Source organism: Vibrio splendidus, assembly GCF_024347615.1.
Lineage (GTDB): Bacteria > Pseudomonadota > Gammaproteobacteria > Enterobacterales > Vibrionaceae > Vibrio > Vibrio splendidus.
Genome location: NZ_AP025508.1, coordinates 327,441 through 349,768, shown reverse-complemented (window position 1 = coordinate 349,768; position 22,328 = coordinate 327,441). Strand labels below are relative to the sequence as shown.

At 44.8% G+C, this 22,328-nt stretch carries 10 protein-coding genes, 2 tRNA genes, 2 rRNA genes and 1 riboswitch; of the genes, 6 read left to right on the top strand and 8 right to left on the bottom strand.

Annotated features, from left to right (window positions below; all coding sequences use genetic code 11):
• Together csrD and OCU90_RS01640 are read right to left on the bottom strand one after the other, a co-directional pair.
• Window positions 1-2,016, bottom strand: a complete 2,016-nt coding sequence (csrD, locus tag OCU90_RS01645; RefSeq protein WP_061025071.1) for an RNase E specificity factor CsrD — start codon at window positions 2,014-2,016, stop codon at window positions 1-3.
• Window positions 2,017-2,177: 161 nt separating this feature from the next.
• Entirely contained in the window at window positions 2,178-2,744 is a 567-nt protein-coding gene (locus tag OCU90_RS01640) for a single-stranded DNA-binding protein (RefSeq protein ID WP_017078845.1), read from the bottom strand.
• A gap of 278 nt (window positions 2,745-3,022) precedes the next feature.
• On the opposite strand from OCU90_RS01640, the gene OCU90_RS01635 reads away from it, so the two are divergent.
• The 4 genes from OCU90_RS01635 to OCU90_RS01620 all read left to right on the top strand — a co-directional run bounded on the left by OCU90_RS01635 (window position 3,023) and on the right by OCU90_RS01620 (window position 9,629).
• Window positions 3,023-3,670 carry a LuxR C-terminal-related transcriptional regulator gene (locus OCU90_RS01635; protein WP_017084684.1) on the top strand — a complete coding sequence of 216 codons (648 nt, stop codon included), beginning with the start codon at window positions 3,023-3,025 and terminating at the stop codon, window positions 3,668-3,670.
• Window positions 3,671-3,827: 157 nt separating this feature from the next.
• Entirely contained in the window at window positions 3,828-4,700 is an 873-nt protein-coding gene (gene galU, locus OCU90_RS01630) for a UTP--glucose-1-phosphate uridylyltransferase GalU (RefSeq protein ID WP_004735975.1), read from the top strand.
• 222 nt (window positions 4,701-4,922) lie between these two features.
• The gene (gene uvrA, locus OCU90_RS01625) at window positions 4,923-7,754 is read left to right on the top strand and encodes an excinuclease ABC subunit UvrA (protein ID WP_061025074.1); all 2,832 of its coding nucleotides are present in this window, start codon (window positions 4,923-4,925) and stop codon (window positions 7,752-7,754) included.
• Window positions 7,755-7,865: 111 nt separating this feature from the next.
• Window positions 7,866-9,629, top strand: coding sequence for a PglL family O-oligosaccharyltransferase (locus OCU90_RS01620; protein WP_061025076.1), 1,764 nt, complete (start codon window positions 7,866-7,868; stop codon window positions 9,627-9,629).
• A 98-nt stretch (window positions 9,630-9,727) separates the two neighbouring features.
• On the opposite strand, the gene OCU90_RS01615 is transcribed toward OCU90_RS01620, so the two are convergent.
• On the bottom strand, window positions 9,728-10,873 hold the full coding sequence (locus tag OCU90_RS01615) for a pyridoxal-phosphate-dependent aminotransferase family protein (protein ID WP_061025078.1): 1,146 nt from the start codon (window positions 10,871-10,873) through the stop codon (window positions 9,728-9,730).
• Window positions 10,874-11,049: 176 nt separating this feature from the next.
• Window positions 11,050-11,227: riboswitch (Lysine riboswitch) on the top strand.
• Between the two features lie 109 nt (window positions 11,228-11,336).
• Here OCU90_RS01615 and lysC point away from each other — a divergent pair.
• Complete coding sequence (gene lysC / locus OCU90_RS01610) at window positions 11,337-12,704, top strand: lysine-sensitive aspartokinase 3 (RefSeq protein WP_061025080.1); 1,368 nt, start codon at window positions 11,337-11,339, stop codon at window positions 12,702-12,704.
• A 115-nt stretch (window positions 12,705-12,819) separates the two neighbouring features.
• On the opposite strand, the gene metH is transcribed toward lysC, so the two are convergent.
• Window positions 12,820-16,497 (bottom strand): methionine synthase, encoded by a 3,678-nt coding sequence (metH, locus tag OCU90_RS01605; protein ID WP_061025082.1) that lies wholly within the window; start codon window positions 16,495-16,497, stop codon window positions 12,820-12,822.
• 169 nt (window positions 16,498-16,666) lie between these two features.
• On the opposite strand from metH, the gene OCU90_RS01600 reads away from it, so the two are divergent.
• Window positions 16,667-17,947, top strand: a complete 1,281-nt coding sequence (locus tag OCU90_RS01600) for a cation:proton antiporter (RefSeq protein ID WP_017061334.1) — start codon at window positions 16,667-16,669, stop codon at window positions 17,945-17,947.
• Between the two features lie 752 nt (window positions 17,948-18,699).
• Here OCU90_RS01600 and OCU90_RS01595 read toward each other — a convergent pair.
• The 4 genes from OCU90_RS01595 to OCU90_RS01580 all read right to left on the bottom strand — a co-directional run bounded on the left by OCU90_RS01595 (window position 18,700) and on the right by OCU90_RS01580 (window position 22,109).
• Window positions 18,700-18,776: transfer RNA gene (locus OCU90_RS01595), tRNA-Trp, on the bottom strand.
• A 60-nt stretch (window positions 18,777-18,836) separates the two neighbouring features.
• Window positions 18,837-18,913: transfer RNA gene (locus OCU90_RS01590), tRNA-Asp, on the bottom strand.
• Window positions 18,914-18,980: 67 nt separating this feature from the next.
• Window positions 18,981-19,096: ribosomal RNA gene (gene rrf, locus OCU90_RS01585) — 5S ribosomal RNA — on the bottom strand.
• A 119-nt stretch (window positions 19,097-19,215) separates the two neighbouring features.
• Window positions 19,216-22,109, bottom strand: a 23S ribosomal RNA gene (locus tag OCU90_RS01580).
• Between the last annotated feature and the right edge of the window lie 219 nt (window positions 22,110-22,328).

The window sequence follows — 22,328 nt, the reverse complement described above, 5'->3', positions numbered from 1 at the left end:
TTAACTACTACTCTTACGCCATCGATTTCTTCGTCCAACTTTCACAACAGATTCCGCTTTCGCGACCTTTTCAGCTTGATTAGGCAAAGGGATAATTTGTTGTTCTTCGTCGAAATATCTCCCTTGATAGCCGTTAATGCCTAACTCTATCAAGGTGTTCTTTTCTTGTTTTGTCTCGACTCCAACGGCAATAACTTGAGTTGGGGAGTCACCGCATGCCCCAATTAAGCTTCGGACAAACAGTTGGTTCTCATGCCTTTGATCGATTTTCTTTATTAAGCTTCGATGAAGCTTAATGTAATTGACCTTTAAGTCTTTTATATAGTGAGTGCTAACAATGGTTCGTCCAGCTTGGCCAACCACAACTTTACACCCTAAACCTCGCAGCATCTTTGCCACCGGTCTCATATAATCAAGATGGGCAATCAAGTGCCCTTCTGGAAACTCAAACGCAAGCTGAGAGCGGTGCTGAGCAGAGAGCTGTAACAACTCACTTCTAAACCACTTAAAATGCTGTTTATTCGCAAATGGAGTAACATTCAGATTCACCGAATAGTTGAGAGGCTGAGTTGACTCTTTCAGCGATTTCAACAAAACCTTTAGAACCGATTGGTCCATTTGAGCTTGATAACCCACTTGCTCTACCGCAGGCATAAATCGAGACGATTTCAATAAACCTTTATCAGGATCTTGAATTCTAGTGAATATTTCTCTATGTAATTCATTAGCTTGACCAGATTCCGGCATAAGATAACATCGCTGAGCAAAGATTACTAAATTTTCAGGAAGCAGCGCTTTATCCAATAATGTTCTCCAACGAACACTGCCTCTATCCAACTCATTTGTATTCTGCTTAGGGTAACGGCTCCAGTTATTAATACGCTCCAGCTGGGCACTCTTTAATGCTGTTTCCGTTTCATCCATGATCTGACTGTGACGCTCACCTTCGGTATACATGGTTACGCCAATATGGCACCAATTATCAGAATCTAAAGGCTCTGGCGGGGTTAGCTTGTCTAACTGCCTTAAACACTGAGCCGCCAAGGTACCAATATCTTTAGCCCCTTGATGCGGAATAAATACGGCAAAATCAGCATCGTAATAACGAGAAAAAATAACATCAGGATAGCGTTGAACAATATTCGACAATACTTCGCCAACTTCAATAATAAAGCCGTCAGTGATTTGCTTGTCATTAGCATCACGAACTTGCTCCCATTCGTCGATACGTATCAATAACACACCACCTCGAGCACCGCTTTCATGCAAAGCCGATTCAAGCTTGTTATCGAATAAGACTCGGTTTGCCGTGCCTGTGAGTTTGTCTAGGAAGGTATGGGTACGAATAAAGGTATCGAAGCGGCTTCTTTCTTGACGAGCATCTTGCAGCTCTTCGATCAAGACATCCAAGGCTTCACTTGCCGTGTATGGCCATTCAAGTTCATCTCCCTTTGCATGAGCCTCAACTTGCCCTGCGAGGATCATTCTTCCTCGCTCTTCCAAGATCTCAGAACCCATCAACTGTTCCTTCAACCAACGAACACCACGAGCCAGACAGAAAAGGATCAATGCAACTGCCAAAGTAATTGACCACATTGCTTCCATTGAGTAGCTATAACCAATATAAGGAGGCAATGCTTTAAACTCGATTCGATAACCTTCATTGCGCTCTAAAATGAAGCTTCTTTCATAAAGACGGTTGGGATCAATTTGTGGGGAGGTATCTTTGAAACGATAAACGATGCCAGTCTGGTTTGAGAGTTTCATCTCAACAATATTGCTCGCCTGCAACATCTTAGGCATCCAACGCTGCATCGAATACGCGGCGTCGGGATCTTCCATCTCTTTATCTACAACGTCGACAATACCAACCAAATAATGGTCTAAATATTCCTGTCCGATACGCTTAAAGGAAAGTGTGCCACCAATAAAAAGAATGAACATCGCACTGATCACTATCACAGTGACAAATGCGACCAATCGAGTGCTCAATTTTAGTGTCGGGGTATATCTCATGAATAACGAAATCCTTTTCAACTCACATTATACCGTATTGCTACTTATACTATAAATTGACGTTGTAAATAAAGCGTTAAGAATTCTAGGTAACAAAAAGCCGCGATAAACGCGGCTTTTTCCAATTTAATACTGTCTTTATCATATATTAAAAACAGGGCTTAAAATGGGATGTCATCATCAAAATCCATTGGCGGCTCATTATATTGAGGTTGAGCCTGCTGAGGAGCTTGTTGAGGTGCTTTCGGCTGCTGTTGAGCTGGAGCACTGTATTGTTGTTGTGCTTGTTGCTGCTGTTGTGGCTGCTGTGGCTGACCCCAACTACCTTGCTGTTGGTTGTTACCCATACCACCTTGAGCAGGAGCACCGCCTTGAGCACGACCGCCAAGCATTTGCATTACACCGTTGAAGCCTTGAACAACGACTTCTGTTGTGTAGCGATCTTGACCGCTTTGATCTTGCCATTTACGCGTTTGAAGTTGACCTTCAATGTAAACTTGAGAACCTTTACGTAGGTACTCACCAGCAACTTCCGCCAGCTTGCCAAACAGAGCAACACGGTGCCATTCTGTTTTTTCACGCTGTTCGCCAGTTGCTTTATCACGCCATGACTCTGACGTTGCAATGGTAATGTTCGCTACTGCACCGCCATTGGGCATGTAACGAATTTCAGGGTCATTACCTAGGTTACCCACTAATATAACTTTGTTAACTCCACGGCTAGCCATGATTTGCTCCGTCTAAATTCATAGTCTCAGAAAATTTTAGCGCACAAGAATAGCATGCTTTTCTGCAGTGATAAATCGCATTCCTATTCTCGCCTCACTACAAAGAATAAAAACGTAACAAATCATGATATTCAGAGCGATGTTGCTTTTTTCTCCACTTACAAACCACTCATTTACTTTGATAATTGATATTCAACGCAAGTCACCATTAAGGCGCTAGAGAAGCGAAAGCATGCATGACAACGTGAAATCTCATCCCAGTTCAACAAGGAATTTCAATGAGAAAATCTCGATACGCTCGCACTTTGCATTTTCTGTGCATCGACCCAAACGACACCTATCTACATGTAAAAGAGATAGAAAAGCACTTATCTATTATTCTCTACAAAATGACACCGGACGATTTGATGTTATTTGATCGAAAGCAGAGCAACCGAATTTTACTGGTTGATTACAAAGAGGTGCCTCGATTAATCAACCTTCATCCAAATCTACCTGTGATGTGGAAAAATCATGAGATCATTCTATTCAACGTCCCCAAAGCTCTTCCCACATCGGAGTTGATTACGTTTGGCGTATTAAAAGGTCTCTTTTACAACTCTGAAGAGAAAGCCAAAATAGCGAAGGGGCTTGAAGAGGTCATTAATGGAGACAACTGGCTACCTAGAAAAGTGGCAAGCCAATTACTCTTCTACTATCGAAATATCGTGAGCACCAATACCACCCCTACTAATGTCGACTTAACCATTAGAGAGCTGCAAGTGATTCGCTGCCTTCAATCAGGCTCATCAAACACTCAAATAGCCGATGACTTGTTTATTAGCGAATTCACCGTCAAATCTCATCTTTATCAAATATTTCGTAAGTTAGCCGTTAAGAATAGAGTCCAAGCTATTGCATGGGCAAACCAGAACTTGCTTGCATAATTGATCAGCCTCTTAAACTGACGATAATTTTGAGGAAAACTCTAGTGAACCATACGGATTGTTGCTGAATTTTCGACATAACTTATGCTAGAGTTGCCCTCAGAAATATCAACCATTCAGGTTGAATCCATAATTATTATAGATAAAGGGTCTTACCATGATCAAAAAGTGCCTTTTCCCGGCAGCTGGCTACGGTACACGTTTTTTACCTGCAACTAAGTCAATGCCGAAAGAAATGATGCCTGTCGTCAACAAACCTCTGATTGAATACGGCGTTGAAGAGGCGATCGAAGCCGGTATGGACGGCATGTGCATCGTGACAGGCCGTGGTAAGCACTCATTGATGGACCACTTTGATAAGAACTACGAGCTTGAGCACCAGATCAGCGGCACCAATAAAGAAGATTTGCTGATCAATATCCGTGAGACGATTGAAGCAGCAAACTTCACGTACATTCGTCAACGTGAAATGAAAGGCCTTGGCCACGCTATCTTGACGGGTCGCGAGCTTGTGGGTGATGAACCTTTTGCCGTTGTGCTTGCTGATGACCTTTGTGTTAATGAACAGCAAGGCGTACTGGCTCAAATGGTTGCACTATACAAACAGTTCCGTTGCTCAATCGTTGCTGTACAGGAAGTACCTGAAAACGAAACACACAAGTACGGTGTTATCTCTGGCGAAATGATTAAAGATGACCTTTTCCGTGTTGATGACATGGTAGAAAAACCAGAACCAGGCACTGCGCCAAGCAACCTAGCAATCATTGGCCGTTACATTCTGACTCCAGATATCTTTGAGCTTATCGAGCAGACTGAACCAGGCAAAGGCGGCGAAATCCAAATCACTGATGCATTGCTAAAACAAGCAAAAGCAGGTTGTGTATTGGCTTACAAATTTAAAGGTCAACGTTTTGACTGCGGTAGTGTTGAAGGCTACATCGAAGCAACAAATTACTGCTTTGAAAACCTATACAAAAAAGACCAACAACAAATCGAGCTAGGTAAGCACTCAACAACAAAAGAAGCTTAATCGCTAATTTTGGCTTACTCGCTGTTTACCTCTTGAGTTGTTTAACTATTTAGTTATTTAACTGATAGCAATGAGCGGTTGGTTAACAGCACATTAAATGATTCCAAGGGTGACTCAAAAGAGTCGCCCTTTTTTGTTTACTGTTTTTTTATCCAGTAAAACTTTGCACAAATCTCACTCTATGTAATACTTTAGCCACTTAAAATTACATGGTCTATTGAGATGGATAAAATAGAAATTAGAGGCGCTCGTACGCATAACCTCAAAGACATTAACCTAACCATACCCCGTGATAAGCTGACGGTTATCACTGGTTTATCAGGTTCAGGAAAGTCGTCACTTGCGTTTGATACTCTCTATGCGGAAGGTCAACGTCGTTATGTTGAGTCTTTGTCGGCTTACGCCCGTCAATTTCTATCTCTTATGGAAAAACCCGATGTCGACCACATCGAAGGTTTATCTCCAGCCATCTCGATAGAACAAAAATCGACCTCTCACAACCCTCGTTCAACCGTCGGTACCATCACTGAAGTCTATGACTATCTAAGACTGCTTTACGCGCGAGTCGGCGAGCCACGCTGCCCTGATCACAATATCCCCCTCGCAGCGCAAACCATCAGCCAAATGGTCGACAAGGTATTAGAACTGCCTGAAGGCTCAAAGATGATGCTGATGGCACCGATCGTCAAAGAACGTAAAGGTGAGCATGTAAAGACACTGGAAAACCTAGCTGCGCAAGGCTTTATCCGAGCTCGTATTGATGGAGAGACCTGTGATTTGTCCGATCCACCCACATTAGAACTTCATAAGAAGCACACCATTGAAGTCGTGGTAGACAGATTTAAGGTTCGTCCTGATCTTCAACAACGTTTAGCCGAATCGTTCGAGACCACATTAGAGCTATCTGGTGGTATCGCTGTTGTCGGTTGGATGGATGATAAAGAGCAAGAAGAGATCGTGTTCTCAGCTAACTTTGCTTGTCCAAAGTGTGGCTACAGCATGCAAGAGCTTGAGCCGCGCCTATTCTCATTCAACAATCCTGCAGGTGCATGTGGTACGTGTGATGGACTTGGTGTTCAACAATATTTTGATCCAAGTCGAGTGATTTTAGATGAGAACCTAAGCATTGCAGAAGGTGCAATAAAAGGCTGGGATCAGAAGAATTATTACTATTTTCAGATGCTAACGTCGCTATCAGACCATTATGGTTTTGATCTGTATGTGCCATTCAACTCTCTGCCGAAAAAGACTCAAGAGATCATTCTTAAAGGCTCAGGGCGTACTGAAGTGGAATTCAAGTACATCAATGATCGTGGTGATATCCGAGTCAAGCGTCACCCATTTGAAGGCATTTTAAATACGCTGGAACGCCGTTACCGCGACACTGAATCTAGCGCGGTACGTGAAGATCTTGCCAAGTACATATCAACGAAATCATGCTCTAGCTGTGATGGTACGCGTTTAAGATTAGAAGCTCGAAATGTCTTCATTGGTGATACCACATTGCCAGAAATCGTACAGCTCAGTATTGCTGATGCACTAGAGTTTTTCCAAAACTTGTCGCTCAGCGGCCAGCGTGGTCAGATCGCTGATAAAGTAATGAAAGAGATCAATGATCGTCTGCATTTCTTGGTGAACGTTGGTTTGAATTATCTGAACTTATCACGCAGTGCAGAAACACTGTCTGGTGGTGAAGCGCAAAGGATTCGTCTAGCAAGTCAAATTGGTGCTGGTTTAGTGGGTGTTATGTATGTACTCGATGAACCATCAATTGGCCTCCACCAGCGCGATAATGAACGTCTACTGCAAACTTTGGTTCACCTCAGAGATCTAGGAAATACCGTGCTTGTTGTTGAACATGATGAAGACGCAATCCGTTGTGCTGACCATGTTATCGATATCGGCCCAGGTGCGGGTGTGCATGGTGGACACGTGGTCGCAGAAGGTACCATGCAAGACATCATCGAAAACCCGAATTCTTTAACCGGGCAATACCTGAGCGGCGCCAAAGAAATTGCGATACCAAAACAAAGAACGCCTATCGACAAGAAAAAGGTCGTCGAGATCGTTGGCGCAACGGGGAACAACCTAAAGAATGTCACTGCGACGATCCCTGTAGGCTTATTCACCTGTATTACAGGGGTATCGGGGTCAGGTAAATCTACACTAATCAATGACACCTTCTTTAAAGTTGCCCACACTCAATTAAACGGTGCAACAACTGCAGTTCCGGCAAAGCACAAAAAGATAAAAGGCTTAGAGCATTTCGACAAAGTGATCGATATTGATCAAAGCCCTATCGGTCGCACTCCTAGATCAAACCCTGCAACCTACACTGGTATTTTCACGCCAATTCGTGAGTTGTTTGCCGGTACCCAAGAATCACGATCTCGTGGCTACAAGCCAGGTCGATTCAGTTTTAACGTTCGTGGTGGTCGCTGTGAAGCGTGTCAGGGAGACGGTGTCATCAAAGTAGAGATGCACTTCTTGCCAGATGTGTATGTGCCGTGTGATGTGTGTAAAGGTAAGCGTTATAACCGTGAAACTTTAGAAGTTCGCTACAAAGGCAAAACCATTGACGAAGTTCTAGAGATGACAGTGGAAGATGCTCGAGAATACTTCAACCCTGTTCCTGTTATCGCTCGTAAGCTACAAACATTGATGGATGTTGGCCTTTCCTACATTCGTCTAGGACAAGCGGCAACAACCTTATCTGGCGGTGAAGCGCAGCGTGTTAAATTAGCGCGTGAATTGTCTAAACGAGACACGGGAAAAACCTTATACATTCTTGATGAACCAACAACAGGCCTTCATTTCCACGATATTCAGCAACTATTGACGGTATTACATAGATTGCGTGATCACGGCAATACGGTAGTGGTGATTGAACACAACCTAGATGTCGTCAAAACAGCAGACTGGATCCTAGACCTTGGTCCAGAAGGTGGTCAAGGTGGTGGTGAGATTGTTGCAGAAGGTACACCTGAAGATGTGGCGTTAGTCGAAGGTTCGCACACTGCTCGCTTCCTTAAGCCTATGTTAAATTTGAAGTAGGTGTAAAATAGCTCTATATAAAATAGCGCCCTGCGAGCAGACAGAAAAATGTTAAAGTAACAGAGCTTGTTTCAGAAGGAACAAGCTCTGTTTTTATAAGGTTAGGGATTTATGGCAACAATACACACTAGCGGTACCCAACTAGAAAATCAGGTAACTCAGCTACCACTCAATAAAGCATTTCTGGCTTCTTTAGCAGTTGTATTCTTGTTAGCCATGCATTTTTTCATGCCGAATCCTGGAGGCTCAGGCCTTGCGTTATCGTTTAACCCAACCACTTGGTTAGCTCTTAGCTTTACGTTAGCAATTGGCTTCTACCAACTCGCGACTAACCGAGTGCTCAAATATTCCAAGTTAACCGTTGGCTTGCTGATCAGTTGCGTGATACTTACGCTACCCACGCTCTACAGTAACGCCTTTCCTCAAGCCGCATCTGGTCGACTACTGGGATTGTGGGCGGGCTTCGCTTTATTCGTCGTACTACAGCAATTTAAGTTCAGTAATAAACACAAACAACGCATGTTGTGGTTCATTGTGCTTGCTGTGGTTATACAAGCACTCTTTGGTTACGTGCAATATTTCTTACTGGAACCCGGCAATCTATTTGGTTACAACACAACAGCTAATCGACCTTATGGGATATTCCAACAACCGAATGTAATGGCTAGCTTTTTAGCTACTGGTTTTGTGCTTTCAGCGTATCTTTTAGCGAGACAGCCCGCTAAATATAATCACAAAATTAGCGAGTCATTCTTACTATATCTAACCCCGACCTTAACCGTACCTTTGCTGATCATCATCGCATCACGTACCGGATGGTTGGCTGCCGTCATTGGGTTTGTCTGCATTCTGCCTTATCTATACAAATTCTCGACCAAGAAACGCTTCTACGGATGGTGCGCATCAGTGCTAGTCGGTATCGTGGTCGCTTTTTCGGTAATCAGCCTCAGCACTGCTGATAGCATTGCAAGTAAGAAAGCGGACCTAGAAAGCGCACGCGCATACACTTTCCCACAAGCGCTCGATATGATGATCGAAAAGCCATTTACAGGGTATGGCTACGGGAAGTTCGAATCCGAGTACACGCTATACACAGCTCGCCAGCATCAACTCAACCCAAATTATCATCCCGGCCTTCCTTCAATGGATCACCCACACAATGAGTTCCTGTTTTGGGGGGTTGAAGGTGGAATAGTACCAATCATCGGTATCTTGCTTGCTGCAGTGTTGGTGATGTCACGCATAGCAAGCTCAGCGAAGGGAACACGTCTAGCACTACTCGCGCTATTTATACCGATACTCTTACATTCTCAGCTCGAGTACCCTTTTTACCACTCAGCGATTCACTGGATAACATTCATCATCTTGATTTACTGGGTCGATCAACGAGCTTCTCGTCACTATCAACAGCCGTTTAGTATCGTTAGTAAAACCCTGTTTAGAGTGTCTAGCTTGGTGGTTCCGATCTTGGTGAGTTTCTATATGTTGAGCGCGCTGCATACCAATTATGTCCTGACTCAATTTGAACTTTCTAAACCCAGAAACCCGGATATTCTTAAGCAGGTAACGAACCCTGTAGTCTGGAAAGATCGCTATGATTGGGACGTATACAGCACCTATCTAAATATCGGCCTCTACAAAGCTGATCCTAGCTTGATCCAACCTTATATAGATTGGTCGTTAGAGATCATAAAACGTAAGCCAAGACCTGCTTTCTACAGCAACCTGATTCTTGCGTATCAAGGATTGGGCGATCACAGTAAAGCAGAACAAATTCGTAGTGAAGCGAGCTTCTTGTTCCCAAATAGAGACTTTTCCAAGGTTCAATATAAGAAAATATCGGAAGCTGAAAACAACATTTCTTCTGCTAAATGACGCCACGGAATCTAGAGTTAATGCACCATATTAACGTTTAGTCTAGACACAAAAAAGCGCACGATCTCTCGTGCGCTTTTCTTTTGAACTTGAGTTTATTACCGCAATTTTAAAACGTCTTGCAACGCTTTTAAGCACAAAGCGACATTCTCTTTTCGAGCGCCATAACCCATTAAACCAATACGCCAAGCCTTGCCAGCCAAAGAACCAAGTCCCGCGCCAATTTCAAGGTTATATTCTTCTAGAAGTTGTGTTCTGATTTTGGCTTCATCGATTCCTTCAGGGAAATAAAGCGCATTGAGCTGCGGAAGACGACTCTCTTCATCAACCACAAACTTTAATCCTAGTGCTTCTACGCCTTCTTTAAGCTCTTGGTGCATCGCATGGTGACGTGACCACGCATTATCCAGGCCTTCATTTTTCAATAAAACCAACGACTCATGCAGAGCATACAGGCTATTCACGGGTGCCGTATGGTGGTAGCTACGCTTGCCTTCTCCACTCCAGTAACCCAGTACTAAGCTTTGATCTAGGAACCAGCTTTGTACCGGAGTTTGACGCGCCTTCATCTTCTCAACCGCACGTTGAGAGAAAGTCACTGGAGACAGGCCAGGAACGCAAGATAGACACTTTTGGCTGCCAGAATACACCGCATCGAGTTGCCACTCATCAACTAGCAATGGCACACCACCTAGAGACGTCACTGCATCAACAATCGTTAACGCATCAAACTGACGAGCGACGGCTGAAATCGCTTGAGCATCCGATAACGCTCCAGTAGACGTCTCTGCATGCACAAATGCGACAGCAACAGCATCAGGGTTTTCTGCCAATGCCTTTTCTACCTTTTCAACAGAAACGGGCTTACCCCACTCATCATCTACAAGGATCGCTTCACCACCACAGCGCACAACATTCTCTCGCATACGCTCACCAAAAACGCCATTGCGACAAACAATTACCTTCTCACCGGGCTCAATCAAGTTAACAAAACAGGTTTCCATACCTGCACTGCCAGGCGCAGAAACAGCAATCGTAAACTCATTTTCAGTTTGGAATGCATACTTAAGAAGTTGTTTCAGTTCATCCATCATCGCGATAAATAACGGATCGAGGTGACCAATAGTTGGACGGCTCAAGGCTTGTAAAACTTGAGGAGAAATGTCTGAAGGCCCCGGCCCCATTAACGTTCGGTGTGGCGGATAAAAGCTCTCGATAGCAGTAGTGAGTGTTAAATTAGACATGTACATCCCTTACGTTAATGTTGTGAACAATCCACCCTAAAGCAAATCGATACCGTCATCAATTAGCTAAAAGTATTGAGGTCACACCAGTGTCACATAATTGTTAAAATTATTTTTTAAATATCTCCAGTTACGGATTGACATTGTTACCGCAAACACGTTCAATGAAATGGCTATCTAGCAGAAGAGGAGCACTGCCCAGGCAGATGTTTTGTGGAACCGCATTTCCAATACAAAGCATCAAGGGGGAGCAGTGCCGAGATAATAAAAGGATGCAGGACCTTTATTATCGGTTGAGCGGGCTGAATCCCGGCAACTGTCGCCATTTCTATATGGTGAAGAGCTTCTGAGGTTACTATTCTAATAATTCCTCTCTTTTTGCTCTAAATACTCTCTTCGAAAAACATCGGACGTTGGATTACCCAACCGTAATTTTATTTTAGGAAGTCGTGGGAGATATATCGTGAGTGCATCTAATGTAGCTGGTTCTTTTAATGTCGCTAAGTTTGGTGGAACAAGTGTTGCCAACTTTGAAGCAATGAGCCGTTGTGCTGCCATTATTGAAAATAACTCGAATACTAAACTGGTTGTGAGCAGCGCGTGCTCAGGCGTCACCAACTTGCTGGTTGAGCTAGCGAATGGTGTCCAAGACAAAACTCGTCGTCAGGAATTATTGACGCAATTGACTGACATTCATAACGCGATTCTTGATCAGCTAGCTGACCCAATTAGCATTGAAAAAGATGTGCACTGTATTCTCGATGACATTGCGAGTGCAGCCGAAGCGGCATCATTCCAAGCCAGTACTAAACTCACCGATCACCTAGTGGCATGTGGCGAACTGATGTCGACACATATCCTCGCTCAAATCATTCTCGAGCGTGGCACACCCGCTGTCCGTTTTGATATCAGAGAAGTGATGCGCACCAATGGTGACTTCGGCAAAGCAGAACCACAGTTAAAAGATATTGCAGCTTTAGCACAACAGAAATTGATTCCACTATGCCAGCAGCAAGTTGTCGTTACCCAAGGCTTTATCGGCGCCGATAGCGAAGGTAACACCACAACGTTAGGTCGTGGTGGTAGTGATTACTCAGCGGCACTGATTGCAGAATCTGTACAAGCGATTGGTTTAGAAATCTGGACTGATGTTCCGGGCATCTACACCACGGATCCACGTATCGCATCGAAAGCATCTCCTATCCCAGAGATCAGCTTCAGCGAAGCATCGGAAATGGCAAACTTTGGCGCGAAGATATTACACCCATCGACTCTAGTCCCGGCACTACGCCACCAAATTCCGGTATTTGTCGGCTCATCAAAAGCACCAGAGCTCGGTGGCACATGGATTCGTCAACAAGTTGAAAGCTCCCCTCTGTTCAGAGCGCTTGCCCTACGCTGCAACCAAACCATGGTTACGCTACGCAGCGCCAATATGTTCCATGCTTATGGCTTCCTCGCAAAAGTGTTCGAGATCCTCGCTAAGCATAAGATCTCTGTCGATCTTATCACTACCTCAGAGATCAGTGTATCACTCACCCTCGATCAAACAGATACATCGGGTGGTGCTCCTCAGCTACCAGAAGCCGCTCGCATTGAGCTTGAAGAGCTGTGTTCTGTGGATATTGAACACGACCTATGCCTTGTTGCTCTTATTGGCAACAACATGAGTGAAAGCAAAGGCTATGCGAAGCAAGTATTCGGCACGCTTGAAGACTTCAACCTACGTATGATTTGTTACGGAGCGAGCCCACATAACCTGTGCTTCTTGCTTGATGAATCTGTCTCCAAGTTAGCGATTCAAAAGCTGCATCAAGAGCTGTTTGAATAAAACGACGGTTGCTCGATTAGTTTAAAATCACCAAACGACAGATACAAAAAGGGTTGCTATTAAGCAACCCTTTCTCTTTTTTACTTTACGAATCAAAGCTCGTCATAGATTCAAACTAGTTAATGTTTGGACCTAACCACTTCTCAGCTTCCAACATATCCCAACCTTTACGGTCGGCATAGCTATCCACTTGATCTTGTTGAATCTGTGCAATTGCAAAATATCTAGCATCAGGATGTGAGAAATACATACCAGACACTGAGGCACCTGGCCACATTGCGTAACTCGTGGTTAGCGACATGTCGATTGCTTTTTCAACGTCCATCAACTCCCACAACGTGCCTTTCTCTGTATGCTCTGGGCAAGCAGGGTAACCCGGGGCTGGGCGAATACCTTGGTACTTCTCTCGAATCAAATCGTCGTTAGACAAATTCTCATCAGGTGAGTAGCCCCAAATGTCCTTTCTCACTTCTTTATGCAAGTATTCAGCGAACGCTTCAGCCAATCGGTCTGCAACCGCCTGAATCATAATCGCGTTGTAGTCATCACCATTGGCTTTGTATTCATCAGCCAGCTCTCGCTCACCAATACCACCCGTTACTGCAAAACCACCAATCCAATCCGCTTTACCGCTGTCTTTTGGCGCAATGTAATCTGACAAACAGTAGTTAAATCCTTTGGGCTTTTCGGTTTGCTGACGAAGGTTGTGCAGAACCTTTAATACTTCAGTACGCGATTCATCGGTATACACTTCAATATCATCGCCAACACTGTTCGCTGGGAACATGGCACACATACCACGAGCTTCAAGCAACTTCTCTCTTTCTACTCGATCTAATAAATCATTGGCGTCTTTAAATAAGCGCTTCGCCTCTTCGCCTACTTCTTCATGATCAAAAATTGCCGGGTACTTACCAACCAAAGACCACGTCATAAAGAACGGAGTCCAGTCGATGTACTGACGTAAAGTAGCCACATCAAAGTCCTTGAAGATGTGTACTCCCGGTTTAGCGGGTACAGGGGGAGTATACGCATTCCAATCGATAGCAACTTTATTGGCACGCGCTCTCTCTAGCGAGACTGGCTTAGTGCGCGGCTTTTTGCGGTTGTGTTGATCGCGAACGCGATCGTAATCAATATCCAACTTCTCAACAAATGCAGGCTTCAGTTCGTTAGAGAGTAGAGAAGTACACACACCAACAGCACGTGAGGCATTGTTTACGTAGACCACAGGTTCAGAGTAGTTCTGTTCAATCTTAACGGCTGTATGCGCTTTAGATGTGGTTGCCCCACCAATCAGAAGGGGCAGTTTAAAGCCTTGTCTCTCCATCTCTTTAGCCACATGAACCATCTCATCCAATGAAGGAGTGATCAAACCCGAAAGACCAATGATATCGACGTTCTCTTCTTTAGCGACCTTAAGGATTTTTTCACATGAAACCATTACGCCCAGATCAATAATTTCGTAGTTATTACACTGCAAGACAACGCCAACAATGTTTTTACCAATATCGTGAACATCGCCTTTTACGGTCGCCAGTAAGATTTTTCCGTTAGTTGCACCAACGTCTTTGGTTGCATTAATAAATGGTTCTAGATGGGCTACCGCTTGCTTCATAACACGGGCAGATTTCACCACTTGAGGAAGGAACATCTTACCTTCACCGAAGAGATCACCAACCACGTTCATGCCATCCATTAATGGACCTTCAATCACCTCAATAGGGCGAGAAGCATTAACACGAGCTTCTTCGGTATCTTCAACAATAAAGTCGGTAATACCTTTCACTAAAGAGTGTTCTAAGCGCTTTTCTACTGGCCAAGTACGCCACTCTAAAGCCGATTTATCTTCAACTTTTCCAACTGCACGCTCTAGATACTCAGTCGCAATATCGAGCAAGCGCTCTGTTGAATCGTCCCGGCGATTTAGAACCACATCTTCAACGGCTTCACGTAAATCCTCAGGCACATTATCGTAAATCTCTAATTGCCCCGCATTTACAATGCCCATATCCATACCGTTTTTAAAACAGTGATATAGGAAGACCGCGTGAATAGCCTCACGAACGTAGTTATTACCGCGGAAAGAGAATGAAACATTCGACACTCCACCCGAGATCATCGCATGTGGAAGATCGCGTTTGATGTCCCCTACTGCTTCAATGAAGTCGACCGCATAGTTGTTATGCTCATCAATACCAGTAGCCACTGCGAAAATGTTCGGGTCAAAAATAATATCTTCTGGCGGGAAACCGACTTCATCAACAAGAATGTTGTAGGCATTAGTACAAATCTCAACTTTACGCTCTCGGGTATCAGCCTGCCCTAATTCATCGAACGCCATCACAATGACTGCTGCGCCATAACGACGAACCAGTTTCGCTTGCTCGACAAACTTCTCTTTCCCTTCCTTCAATGAGATAGAGTTAACGATGCCTTTACCCTGAATACATTTCAGGCCCGCTTCGATAACTTCCCATTTTGAAGAGTCGACCATGACTGGTACTTTCGAGATCTCTGGCTCAGACGCACATAGATTAAGGAATTTAACCATACACGCCTCAGCGTCTAGCATCCCTTCATCCATGTTGATATCGATGATCTGAGCGCCGTTCTCAACTTGCTCTCGAGCAACACTCAAGGCTTCGTCGTAAAGCTCTTCTTTAATCAATCGCTTAAATCGAGCAGAGCCGGTAACGTTAGTACGCTCACCGACGTTTACAAACAATGATTCCTTAGCAATCGTCAATGGTTCCAAACCAGATAAACGGCAAGACACTGGCAAATCAGGTAATTGACGTGGAGTTACGCCTTCAACGGCCTCAGCCATGTGACGTATATGTTCTGGCGTTGTACCACAACAACCACCAATTAGGTTCAAGAAGCCACTCTCAGCCCATTCCTTAACGTGTTCAGCCATATCTTCAGGAGAAAGGTCATACTCACCGAATGCATTAGGTAAACCCGCGTTAGGGTGAGCGGAAACGTTACATTCTGAGATACGAGACATCTCACCAACGTACTCTCGCAGTTCGTCAGGGCCTAATGCACAGTTCAATCCAAATGAGATAGGTTTAACATGACGAAGGGCGTTGTAGAAAGCTTCTGTTGTTTGCCCTGAAAGCGTACGACCTGATGCGTCAGTAATGGTACCGGAGATCATCACAGGAAGCGTGATGCCTACCTCTTCAAAAACAGATTCAACCGCAAAAGAACATGCTTTTGCATTTAACGTGTCGAAGATAGTCTCGATAAGAATAAGATCTGAGCCGCCTTTGATAAGTGCTCGCGTCGATTCGGAGTAAGCTTCAACAAGCTCATCAAAGCTAACATTACGATAGCCCGGATCATTAACGTCTGGGGAGATAGAACAAGTTCGGTTAGTTGGACCTAACACACCCGCTACGAAACGAGGTTTGTCTGGGGTCTTTGCCGTCCATTCGTCTGCCGCTTCACGAGCTAATTTTGCAGCTCTAAAGTTAATTTCTTCGCTAAGGCTTTCCATATCGTAGTCGGCCATAGCGATGGTTGTAGAGTTAAAGGTATTGGTCTCGAGGATATCAGCACCGGCTTCCAAATATTCCATATGGATATCTTTGATAAGCTTAGGTTGTGTAAGTACCAAAAGGTCGTTGTTACCTTTTAAATCACTATGCCAATCAGCAAAGCGCTCACCACGATAGTCTTGCTCTTCCAATTTATAATCCTGAATCATGGTACCCATGCCACCATCAATCAGTAAAATTCGTTGCTTCAACAGAGCGTCAATCTTTTGCCTTACATTACTTCCCACGGTACAACCTCATTCCTTTAATTATCTCTCCATCCTACCACACATTAAAAAGGAGTCTAGACGTCTAAAAGATGAAATTGATTACCAAGTCATGACAAAAAAATGTTTGCTATTTGAGCATGAGACAACGAAAATTCATATTCATACTTTGTTACATGTTGGGATCCCAATGTCGGTCTATTACACCTTATGCTTCTTGTCCGCAGCTGCCATGCTTATTGCTTTCGTGAATACCAAAATTGGTAAAATGCAGACAACCATCGCCATTACAGCTGGCTCAATGATGTTATCTCTATTAATTATCATTGCGGGACAAAACAATTGGTTCCAATTGGCTGACATCGCCTCAGAAACCGTTGCCAGTATCAACTTTGAAGATTTCCTCCTGAAAGGAATACTGGGATTCTTACTCTTTGCAGGTGGTTTAGGGATTAAATTACCTAATCTAAAAGATCAGAAATGGGAAATAACGGTACTCGCTCTTGGCGCTACACTGTTTTCGACATTCTTTATTGGCTTTGTACTGTATGGGTTCTGTCAGTTTATCGGTATTCAATTTGACCTAATTTATTGCTTACTTTTTGGCTCTCTAATATCTCCAACCGATCCAATTGCTGTATTAGCAATAGTGAAGAAGCTCGATGCTCCCAGACGAATCTCTACTCAAATCGAGGGAGAATCTCTATTCAACGATGGTTTTGGCCTAGTGATCTTCGTTACCCTATTTACCATTGCGTTCGGTACAGAAGCACCGACTGTGGGTAGCGTGACCATGTTATTCGTCCAAGAGGCTATCGGTGGTATCGTGTATGGCTTTGTTCTAGGTTTAGTATTCCATTACCTAATCAGCAACACCGATGACCACTCGATGGAGTTGCTATTAACCATAGGTATTCCTACAGCTGGTTATGCCTTTGCTGAAGTCCTACATGTATCAGGGCCGTTAGCAATGGTGGTATCAGGTATCATGATTGGCAACTGGACGCGCTTTATTGGATTCTCGAAAGAGAGTGAGGATCACCTAGACCACTTCTGGGAATTGATAGATGAATTCTTAAATGGCGTATTGTTCTTATTGATCGGTATGTCGATGTTGCTATTCAAATTCCACCAAGAAGACTGGATCTTAATGGCGTTCGCAGTACCTCTAGTGCTAAGTGCACGCTACCTAAGTGTTTTCTTGTCTTATATCGGATTCAAACGCTTTAGAACTTACAACCCTTGGTCAATCAAGATCTTAACTTGGGGTGGTTTGCGTGGTGGTCTAGCTCTAGCCATGGCACTTTCAATCCCTTCAGGTATCTGGGTTATTGAAGACAAGGCAATAGATGTTAAAGAGATTATCCTTGTCATGACATACGCTGTTGTTGTGTTCTCAATCTTAGTCCAAGGTTCAACAATTACTCCGATGATAGAGAAAGCGAAACAAGCTGAGAAAGAGTTAGATTAACATCTCAAAATATCAAACTAGGCTGCCTAATTTAGGTGGCCTTTTTTATACCTGATGAAAGTCAGATTCACCGATTTCCTCACTGAAAATCTAGCTGAAAGGTATACATGAACAATAGAACTTACTTCGATATTTTATGCACTAGTACTAGAGTAATCAGAAACCTTAATGTTGATTGGACACTAGATTTGGCCAGAGCCTAAATGAATACAAAGGATGTTGAATCATGATACATGACGACATGATAAACAGCGATCTTAGACAAAAATCTTGCTAGAAGTGAAGCATGCAAAGAACTCGTTCTTCTACAACACTAGCGAGTCTACCCACTAGAACAAACTTCAGTTGTATAAGCATTCCTTCCGGAAAAATAATGAGACTCAAGGCCTAACAGGTATAGCTTTAGTCACTACCAAAAACTACGGAGCGAGATAAGTGCTGAACGAAAGCTTCTAGTGTTCGACTAAGCCTTTAAATACGGCAAGGTTGTATTTAGTAGGTATCAAGCGATTCGATTAAATAGGGGAGCTAAAGGAGCACTTAATACTTCTACCGTTACATTAAAGGTGACAGGTATAAAAAAGACTCTAGCATTTCTGCCGGGACGCGCAGTCTAGAGCCTTAAATATGGTAGGACTGGACTGAGCCGGCACTCCGGAGATTCGACTGGGCTGGAGTTCCAGCTCACAACATTGCTTCGAATAAGCAACAGACGTAAAAAAGCCCCAGCATTTCTGCTGAGGCTTCAAATATGGCAGGGGTGGAGAGATTCGAACTCCCAACACGCGGATTTGGAATCCGCTGCTCTGCCAATTGGAGCTACACCCCTAAAAATTTTTATTACTTCAGATTCGAAAAAACCTCGCACTAGGCGAGGTTATCGAATAAGTGGCGGAGTGGACGGGACTCGAACCCGCGACCCCCGGCGTGACAGGCCGGTATTCTAACCAACTGAACTACCACTCCGCAGTGGTCAACTCACTAAGTGAGCGTCCATATCTCCAGGTCGGTCAACCTAAAGATTTAATTTAAAGCCTGGCGATGTCCTACTCTCACATGGGGAAACCCCACACTACCATCGGCGCTATTGTGTTTCACTTCTGAGTTCGGCATGGAATCAGGTGGGTCCACAATGCTATGGTCGCCAAGCAAATTTTAAAATTCGGAAAGCTGCTTCTCTATTTAATAGAGCTATAAAAGTATTTCTCTTCAAACTCATTCAAGCGTTTGGTATTTCTATTGAGTCCACAAAACCCCTTGGGTGTTGTATGGTTAAGCCTCACGGGCAATTAGTACAGGTTAGCTCAATGCCTCGCAGCACTTACACACCCTGCCTATCAACGTCGTAGTCTACGACAACCCTTTAGGACACTTATAGTGCCAGGGAAAACTCATCTCAAGGCTCGCTTCCCGCTTAGATGCTTTCAGCGGTTATCGATTCCGAACTTAGCTACCGGGCAATGCCATTGGCATGACAACCCGAACACCAGAGGTTCGTCCACTCCGGTCCTCTCGTACTAGGAGCAGCCCCTTTCAATTTTCCAACGCCCACGGCAGATAGGGACCGAACTGTCTCACGACGTTCTAAACCCAGCTCGCGTACCACTTTAAATGGCGAACAGCCATACCCTTGGGACCGACTTCAGCCCCAGGATGTGATGAGCCGACATCGAGGTGCCAAACACCGCCGTCGATATGAACTCTTGGGCGGTATCAGCCTGTTATCCCCGGAGTACCTTTTATCCGTTGAGCGATGGCCCTTCCATTCAGAACCACCGGATCACTATGACCTGCTTTCGCACCTGCTCGAATTGTCATTCTCGCAGTCAAGCGGGCTTATGCCATTGCACTAACCACACGATGTCCAACCGTGTTTAGCCCACCTTCGTGCTCCTCCGTTACTCTTTGGGAGGAGACCGCCCCAGTCAAACTACCCACCAGGCACTGTCCGTAATCCCGATTCAGGGACCAACGTTAGAACATCAAAACTACAAGGGTGGTATTTCAAGGACGACTCCATCACATCTAGCGACGCAATTTCATAGTCTCCCACCTATCCTACACATGTAGGTTCAATGTTCAGTGCCAAGCTGTAGTAAAGGTTCACGGGGTCTTTCCGTCTAGCCGCGGGTACACTGCATCTTCACAGCGATTTCAATTTCACTGAGTCTCGGGTGGAGACAGCGTGGCCATCATTACGCCATTCGTGCAGGTCGGAACTTACCCGACAAGGAATTTCGCTACCTTAGGACCGTTATAGTTACGGCCGCCGTTTACCGGGGCTTCGATCAAGAGCTTCGACCGAAGTCTAACCCCATCAATTAACCTTCCGGCACCGGGCAGGCGTCACACCGTATACGTCATCTTACGATTTTGCACAGTGCTGTGTTTTTAATAAACAGTTGCAGCCACCTGGTATCTGCGACTCTCGTCTGCTCCATCCGCAAGGGACTTCACTGATAAGAGCGTACCTTCTCCCGAAGTTACGGTACCATTTTGCCTAGTTCCTTCACCCGAGTTCTCTCAAGCGCCTTGGTATTCTCTACCCGACCACCTGTGTCGGTTTGGGGTACGATTCCTTACAATCTGAAGCTTAGAGGCTTTTCCTGGAAGCATGGCATCAATGACTTCACTACCGTAGTAGCTCGACATCGTATCTCAGCGTTAATGAAAGTCCGGATTTACCTAAACTTTCCGCCTACATACTTGAACCTGGACAACCGTCGCCAGGCCCACCTAGCCTTCTCCGTCCCCCCATCGCAATTGTAAGAAGTACGGGAATATTAACCCGTTTCCCATCGACTACGCCTTTCGGCCTCGCCTTAGGAGTCGACTTACCCTGCCCCGATTAACGTTGGACAGGAACCCTTGGTCTTCCGGCGAGGGAGTTTTTCACTCCCTTTATCGTTACTCATGTCAGCATTCGCACTTCTGATACCTCCAGCAGCCCTTACAGACCACCTTCAACGGCTTACAGAACGCTCCCCTACCCCACATACCCTAAGGTACGTAGCCGCAGCTTCGGTGTATAGCTTAGCCCCGTTACATCTTCCGCGCAGGCCGACTCGACCAGTGAGCTATTACGCTTTCTTTAAATGATGGCTGCTTCTAAGCCAACATCCTGGCTGTCTGAGCCTTCCCACATCGTTTCCCACTTAGCTATACTTTGGGACCTTAGCTGGCGGTCTGGGTTGTTTCCCTCTCCACGACGGACGTTAGCACCCGCCGTGTGTCTCCCGGATAGTACTTACTGGTATTCGGAGTTTGCAAAGGGTTGGTAAGTCGGGATGACCCCCTAGCCTTAACAGTGCTCTACCCCCAGTAGTATTCGTCCGAGGCGCTACCTAAATAGCTTTCGGGGAGAACCAGCTATCTCCAGGTTTGATTGGCCTTTCACCCCTAGCCACAAGTCATCCGCTAATTTTTCAACATTAGTCGGTTCGGTCCTCCAGTTGATGTTACTCAACCTTCAACCTGCCCATGGCTAGATCACCTGGTTTCGGGTCTAATCCTAGCAACTGTACGCCCAGTTAAGACTCGGTTTCCCTACGGCTCCCCTAAACGGTTAACCTTGCTACTAAAATTAAGTCGCTGACCCATTATACAAAAGGTACGCAGTCACACCACGAAGGTGCTCCTACTGCTTGTACGTACACGGTTTCAGGTTCTATTTCACTCCCCTCACAGGGGTTCTTTTCGCCTTTCCCTCACGGTACTGGTTCACTATCGGTCAGTCAGTAGTATTTAGCCTTGGAGGATGGTCCCCCCATATTCAGACAGGATATCACGTGTCCCGCCCTACTCGTTTTCACTGATTATGATGTGTCGGTTACGGGGCTATCACCCTTTATTGCGAGACTTTCCAGACTCTTCACCTGCATCATTAAAAGCTTAAGGGCTAATCCAATTTCGCTCGCCGCTACTTTCGGAATCTCGGTTGATTTCTCTTCCTCGGGGTACTTAGATGTTTCAGTTCCCCCGGTTTGCCTCCTGTTGCTATGTATTCACAACAGGATACTTGCTTATGCAAGTGGGTTTCCCCATTCAGGAATCCCAGACTCAAAAGGTTATTACTACCTAATCTGGGCTTATCGCAAGTTATTACGCCTTTCATCGCCTCTGACTGCCAAGGCATCCACCGTGTACGCTTAGTCACTTAACCATACAACCCGAAAGGGTCTCTATTTGCTTTCACTTTAAAAAGTGAAGACAAATAAGCGTATGGCAACTAACCAAGGTTTTTGGTTGTCATCAAGAAGGGTTAATTCCTGATAACTGTTTGCCGGACTCAATTGTGAATCAAACTAAAGTTTGATTCGAATACAAGACACTTGAATGTGTTTGTTGTGTTTATCTAATGAAAGATAAACATTGAGAACTT